General features: G+C 63.5%; 7 protein-coding genes. 3 read left to right on the forward strand and 4 right to left on the reverse strand.

Features of this window, described 5'->3' with window-relative positions; all coding sequences use genetic code 11:
* Positions 1-25 precede the first annotated feature (25 nt).
* Positions 26-895, forward strand: coding sequence for an esterase/lipase family protein (locus ACYVN4_RS26445; protein ID WP_460724716.1), 870 nt, complete (start codon positions 26-28; stop codon positions 893-895).
* A gap of 117 nt (positions 896-1,012) precedes the next feature.
* Entirely contained in the window at positions 1,013-2,785 is a 1,773-nt protein-coding gene (locus ACYVN4_RS26450) for a hydroxysqualene dehydroxylase (protein WP_460724717.1), read from the forward strand.
* Positions 2,786-3,006: 221 nt separating this feature from the next.
* On the opposite strand, the gene ACYVN4_RS26455 is transcribed toward ACYVN4_RS26450, so the two are convergent.
* Positions 3,007-4,422: an HNH endonuclease signature motif containing protein gene (locus ACYVN4_RS26455; RefSeq protein WP_460724718.1), complete on the reverse strand. Its 1,416-nt coding sequence runs from the start codon at positions 4,420-4,422 to the stop codon at positions 3,007-3,009.
* 92 nt (positions 4,423-4,514) lie between these two features.
* Positions 4,515-5,156 (reverse strand): TetR/AcrR family transcriptional regulator C-terminal domain-containing protein, encoded by a 642-nt coding sequence (locus ACYVN4_RS26460; protein WP_460724719.1) that lies wholly within the window; start codon positions 5,154-5,156, stop codon positions 4,515-4,517.
* Between the two features lie 102 nt (positions 5,157-5,258).
* Between ACYVN4_RS26460 and ACYVN4_RS26465 the strand changes: the two genes are divergently transcribed.
* Positions 5,259-5,717: an ester cyclase gene (locus tag ACYVN4_RS26465; RefSeq protein WP_460724720.1), complete on the forward strand. Its 459-nt coding sequence runs from the start codon at positions 5,259-5,261 to the stop codon at positions 5,715-5,717.
* Positions 5,718-6,024: 307 nt separating this feature from the next.
* On the opposite strand, the gene ACYVN4_RS26470 is transcribed toward ACYVN4_RS26465, so the two are convergent.
* Both ACYVN4_RS26470 and ACYVN4_RS26475 read right to left on the reverse strand, forming a co-directional pair.
* Positions 6,025-6,171 carry a hypothetical protein gene (locus tag ACYVN4_RS26470; protein WP_460724721.1) on the reverse strand — a complete coding sequence of 49 codons (147 nt, stop codon included), beginning with the start codon at positions 6,169-6,171 and terminating at the stop codon, positions 6,025-6,027.
* Positions 6,172-6,291: 120 nt separating this feature from the next.
* A complete protein-coding gene (locus tag ACYVN4_RS26475; protein ID WP_460724722.1) occupies positions 6,292-6,510 on the reverse strand; it encodes an MbtH family protein in 219 nt (72 codons plus the stop codon).
* Positions 6,511-6,527: the final 17 nt, after the last annotated feature.

Here is a 6,527-nt window from a genome sequence, read left to right on the forward strand (position 1 = left end):
ATAGGACCGAAAGGCGTTGTCATCCATGGGCATTACCGCAAGAATCACCGTCGCAGTGCTGGGCGCGACACTACTGTCGACCACCACCGCGCAAGCGTCTCCGGACGCGGGCGCCAATTCGCTACCCGCAGGCACCACCATCGAACCTTCGATCGATTGCGCACCGACCGCTGCGCATCCGTACCCGGTGGTCGTCCTGCCCGGCGGCGACGGCAGCCCCGAACAGACCGAAACCCAGTGGGCCACAATGACCGCCACGCTGCGCGAGGCCGGCTACTGCACGCTGGTGTTCCAGGGCGGAATCGCCAATGACAAGCGCTGGGACGGCGATATGCCCGGCGAGGCAAAGCAAGTCGGCGACTTCATCGCGAAGGTGCGCCAGACCACCGGTGCCGATCGCGTCGAGATAGTGGCGCATTCCGCCGGAACCATCGTGTCGAACTACTACCTCAAGCTCCTCGGCGGCGCCCCCACGGTGAGCCACGCCGTCTTCATCACCCCCGAAGTCCGAGGCTGTGACGGCGCAGGCGTTCTCGGCGTGAAGAACCCGCCGGTCACACCGGTGCAGTTACTCACCGCGATGCCCTTCCTCGAACCGATCCTGGCCGCGAGCTCCCCCGACCTGGCGGTAGCCATGCAGATGACGCCGACCGCCCCCGTCTACAAGTCCATCTTCGACACCCAGGTCACCCAGCCCGGCGTCACCTACTCGGTGATCGCGACCCGCAACGACCAGTTGGCCACCCCCGCTCCCGCCTGCTCCACCCTCGACGAACCGGGCGTCGTCAACGCGGTCTACGAAGACCTGTTCCCAGGCGCGGACCCGGTCGACCACTCCCTCATCCGCTCCACCACGAACACCGCAGGCTGGGTACTGCAGCAGCTGCAGCGCTGACATGTCATGAAGAATCCCCATCGACTTACAGCCGAAAGATACTGAGAAACCACGTATCCAGCGCGAGAATTGTTATTAACATAGCCGCCAGTTGCAGACCGACAGGCGGAGGCCAGCATGCGCCGGACCCGACGACAGTTCATCAAGACGACAGCACAGGCGGGCGGGCTGGCGGCAGCGCTGACCCTCGCCCCCACCGGCGGCCGGGCCTTCGCGGACCCCGGCCGCACGGTGGCGGTGTTCGGAGCCGGACCCGCAGGACTCACCGCGGCCCACGAGCTAGCCGAAAGAGGCTTCTCGGTAACAGTTTTCGAGAAGCTGGCCGATTTCGGCGGCAAGACCCGCAGCATCTACACCCCCGACGGCCTCCCCGGCGAACACGGCTTCCGCAGCTTCTTCGGCTTCTACCACAATCTCCCGGATACGTTGCGCCGCATACCTTTCCCCGGCAATCAGCACGGAGTATGGGACAACCTCACCCGCCTGAACGCGGCCATGATCGCGGGCACCGGTAGACACAACCTGACCATCCCCCTGCCGTTCCCGCTCCCGTTCAGCCAGCTTCCCGAGACCCCCAGACAGTTCGTGGATTCCATTGTGGCCGTTTTCGAGTCACTGTTCCGGCTACCGCCGCAGGAGGCCATCTTCGCCGGCGAACGCCTGGCCGTGTACGTCTCCAGCTGCGACGAACGCAAACTAGGCCAGTGGGAGAAAATGACCTGGACCGACTTCGCCAGGCTGGACAACTCCTCCCCCGAGTACAACCGCTTCCTCGGCGACGGCTTCATCCGCGAGCTGGTAGCCACCAAATCCCGCAACTGCAGCGCACATTCGATCGGCCTGGTAGGCGAGGAATACGTCTGGTCCCTGCTCAACCTGAACAATGACAGCGACGGCAAGGGCAACGACCGGGTCATGAACGGCCCCACCAGCGAAACCTGGATCAACCCCTGGATCGACTACCTCCGGTCCCTAGGAGTCACCTTCAACCAGGGCTACAAACTCACCGCCCTGGCCAACGACGGCACCCACATCACCGGCGCCACCGTCACCGACGCCACCGGCGCAAAACACAACGTCGACGCCGACTATTACGTGGCCGCAATCCCTTTGGACAAATTCCCCGACGTCCTCACCGACGACCTGACCACCGCCGACCCCACCCTGGACCGCATCCGCAACCTCCAGTCCGCCTGGATGGTCGGCATCCAATTCTTCCTCACCCGCCCCGCACCCCTGGCCAACGGCCACGTCGGCTACAACGACGCCCCCTGGGGCCTGACCTCCATCAGCGAGGCCCAATTCTGGCGCCGCCCCGTCACCAGCTACGGCAACGGCGCAGCGCAGGAAGTCCTCTCGGCCATCATCTCCGAATGGGACGAGCCCGGAACGTTCAACGGAAAACCAGCAAGACAATGCAGCCTTGACGAACTAGCCGCCGAAACCTGGTCCCAAATCAAAGCCCACGTAGACCACGACGGCGACAACCCCCTCACCGACGACATGCTCCACTCCTGGCAAATAGACCCCGCCCTCACCAACGCCGGAACCCCCGAAATCGCCTACGACGACGCCATCTTCATCCAAAACCCCGGCTCCTGGGACGACCGCCCCAACGCCTGGACAAACATCGACAACCTCTTCCTCGCAGGCGACTGGATCAAAACCCAAATGAACGTAGCCTGCATGGAAGCCGCCAACGAAGGCGGCCGCCTAGCCGCCAACGCGGTAATACACGCCTCCGGCTCCCCAAACCCCGAAGCCCCAATAACCCCCCGCTACCGAATGCCGTTATGGGAACCCCTAAAGGCAGTAGACCAGCAACTCTACAGAGCAGGCCAACCCAACGCCTTCGACGTAATAGACCGCCGCTACCCCACAATCAGGTAGCACAACCAACCCGATCTTTTGTCGTGTTTTGTCTCTGAAAGGTGATCCGTGCAGTCCGTGGGCCGGAAGGTGGGTGGCGGCTCCCAAGTCGCGTCAGCGAAAGTCCGGTAGGGCAGGCGACGTAACCACACTTCCGGTACATCCCACCGAGATGCAATCCCGTTGCAGCACAGTCACGCAAGTAGTCTTCCCCCCGAGTTACCTGGCCTCGAGCCAGCGAATCACATGTTGACCCGGGTCCGTGCGTGCTCACGGCGCTGTGCCGGTGTGGTGTAGACCTGCATCAGCTCGGTCATGATGTTGACCGCGACCCCCGGATCGAAGATCGACCCGGTCGGCTCCGCATCCGGCACCCCGGCCGCGGTGACCGGCGGGACGACGGTGGTCGGGAACAGGTATTGGCTGCCTTCGGGTTCGGTGGTGACCGATTCCCCGGTGGGCGTGCGCCATTCGACGACCCGGCCCGGGTGGTGTCGGACGGTCCATCCGTTGGCGTGGTTGTCGGCGAGTGTCTTGAGTCGGTGATGGCGACGGCAGCGTGCGCCGAGGTTGTCCTCGGTGGTGTGGCCCCCGGCCTGGGGGTTGGTGTGGTCGAAGCGGTCCTGATGGTCGAGATCGCTGGCCGCGGCAGGGATGTGGCAGCCCGGCGCACGGCAGATCCCGTCAATTGCACGTGCTTGGCGTGCAGTGCGGGCACCTGGCCGGTAACGCAATTCACTGTTGTCGCTGTTGGTTTGGGCTGCGACTGGGGTGGTGTCGGTAATGACCTCAAAACGGGCGTGGCGGGCGACCTGACGCGCCAGATCCGGGTCGATGGCACCCAGCCCCGCCAGCAAAGCCGGGTTGTCCTGCAAACCAGCCAGGGTCTCAGCCGAGACACCCACCTGAACGAGGGCCTTACGGGCGAGCGGCGTCTCACCGACGACCGCACGGGGGCAATCATCGAGACCGCATTGGCACACCAGGCGACCGGTGCCGTCAGCGAGGGCCACCAGCGCGTCGGCACGACGCTGAGCGACAGTGCGCGGATCCTTCCCGCAGCACTGCCCCGACGCCATCTCACGCAGACGCTCGTACACAGCCTGACCACCGGCTGCAGGCAGCACGGCGTCGAGCATGGCGGTGCCATCATCGTGCGCGGTGATCGACACGTAGCGATCAGCCTCGGCAGCCTTGCGGCGCGCCGCCTGACCCGCAGGATCGGCTTCGAGCAGGCGGCGACGAGCGGTGCGGCGGATGCGCTGCGGCTCCGCCTTTTCCGCGTACGCAGCAAGGCCCGGCTCCAGCTCGGTGAGCAGCTCATCGGAAGCATTGGTCAGCGACTTGGTGATCGCACGGGTCTGGGCGAGATCGATGCGGCCCGCGGCGAAGGCTTCACGGGTGGCCGTGCAACGGTTCTCCAAATCCAAGCCCAACCCGATGAGCCCATCGGCGGTGCCTTGCGAAACCTTCAGCGCGATACCGATTTCGGTCGCAGTGTCCTCACCTGCGTTGAGGTTGCTGACACCAAGGTCGAGCTGCTGTTCACGACGCAGGTGGTAGAGCGCAGTCATCAACGCGATCTCTTCGGCCTGCAAAGCAGCAATCTGCTGGTGCACGTCACGCAGCTGAGCGACGACCGCGTGCGCGGTAGCCATCTCATCTGCGATATCAGTCATACATTCGATCATAGTTTCGAATCATGCGACACAACAGCATGATTCGAGCAACACGCTCTGTAAATATTTAGCTAACAACCGAATCCACGAATCAATGCAGCAATCGCGTACTCGAACCGAGCCTCATCATCAGTTCCAGCACCAGATTTCGCCGCCTGAATGATCAGCGGAAACTCGTGCTCATCAAGCGTTTTCAAGAAGTCGACAGACCCTGGTTCACCCGCCTCGTTGACCGGCATGATGCGAACCTCCGAATTAGCGTGCGCCACCACGAAAAGAGTGAGGGAGTTCAGGGCGTCCAGAGCGGGCCCCAGCTCGAATCCAGCCCGCACCAACATGGCCAAACCGCGTTCCGCGGTATACAGAGTTTTAGGGGTGACAGCAGGACGGGTCGCAACAAGCGGCAGCACCCCCGGATGCCCCAACAGGGCTTTGCGCAGCGCCCGCGCATAGTCGGTGAGCGCGGTCGCCCATGGCCCGTCGCCGAATCCAGCATCGGCCTGCGACATCACCCGCTCGACCATGCCGTCCAGGAGCGCGTCCTTGTTCGGCAGGTAGTGATAGAGGGTCATAGCCTCCACACCCAGCTCGGCCCCCAGTTTGCGCATCGACAGCGCGGCAAGCCCGTCACGATCGGCGAAAGCCAGCGCCGCATCAAGCACTTGCTCACGCGAAATGCCTGCCCGCTCGGCTCGAGTGCGCTTGGCGGCCATCGATCTTCCTCCCAGGGTTGACAACTCTTACGTCGTAAGTGAATCGTAGTCCACAGCAACGAACTCTTACAACGTAAGAGTAATCGAGATCGGGAGAACCTCATGACCATCACAGCTGTCGCCGACAACAAGACCGTCATCACCGCGTTCATCGACGCGCTCAACCACGGTCTGGAAGGCGGCACCGACTGGGTGCAGTACCTGTCGCCCCAGGTGATCGACCACAACAAGGTCATCTTCGGCGAGGAAGACGCGCCCGGCGCGGCCATCGAAGGCTTCCGTCAGCAGCTAGCCGCCTTCAGCGCCACCGACGACGACCAGAGCGGAATCCTGCTCCAGGAGTTGATCGGCGAGAACGATCGCATCGTCGCCCGCCTGCGGGTGATCGGCCGCCACACCGGCAGCCACGCCCGCATGCCCCGGCCCACCGGCCGCACCTGCGACGTAGAACAGATCTGGATCTTCACCCTGACCGACGCGCGCATCAGCGAGATCCGCGCCGTCAGCGACCGCCTCGGCATGTTCCTGCAGCTGGGCTGGGACTGGCCCACGATGGACTGACAGGGCCGCCAGGACCGGATTGTCCTGGCGGCCTTCATGCCTCGTGACCCGCTAGTTGAAGGGCGGGAGGGTGAAGGAGCTGCCAGTGCCCAGCGCCTTCGCCAACATTTCGATCCACTGGTTTACTGCACTGCCACTCAACATGGTGGTCTCCTAAGGGGTCGTCGTCGTGCCACCCGGCTGGGTGACCGAGGTCGAGGAACCCGAGCCGATCAGGTGAACGAACGCCTGCAGCAGATCATTCATCCCACTGCCACTCAACATATTTCGATCCTTTCGAGAGATAAATCTGTAGTGCTCGTGCGAATTACTTCGCGGTGTCGCTCTTGAGCTTCGGGCCCTTGGGGTTGTAGCTGGTGGTGGAGCCGCTACCGAGGAACTTCAGCACCTGCGAGATGATGGCGCCGATGTCGACGGTGGTACCGCCACCGCTGGCGGGAGGTGTGGTGGTCATGGTGATTCCCTTTCTTTCACGACGCGGACAGACCCCCTCGATTTCTGGTTTCTTCTCGGGACCGCCGCACGGGGTCGGAGCGACCCCGGGTCTTGGATGCGGAACTGTTGTGCCGCAGGTCTATTCGGGATCGACCGCCATGGCCTGAACCAGGGAGGCCGGCCGCATATCGGTCCAGTGCGCTTCGACGTAGTCCAGGCAGCTCTGCCGGAGGGCGGGTCCGTGCGCGACGGTCCAGCCACCCGGGATGGCGGCGAACACCGGCCACAGCGAATGCTGGGCCTCCTCGTTGACGAGCACGTAGAACTGCGCCTTTTCGTCATCGAAGGGATTGCTCATGGTGGATGTACCCTTTC

Source organism: Nocardia heshunensis (genome assembly GCF_054782115.1).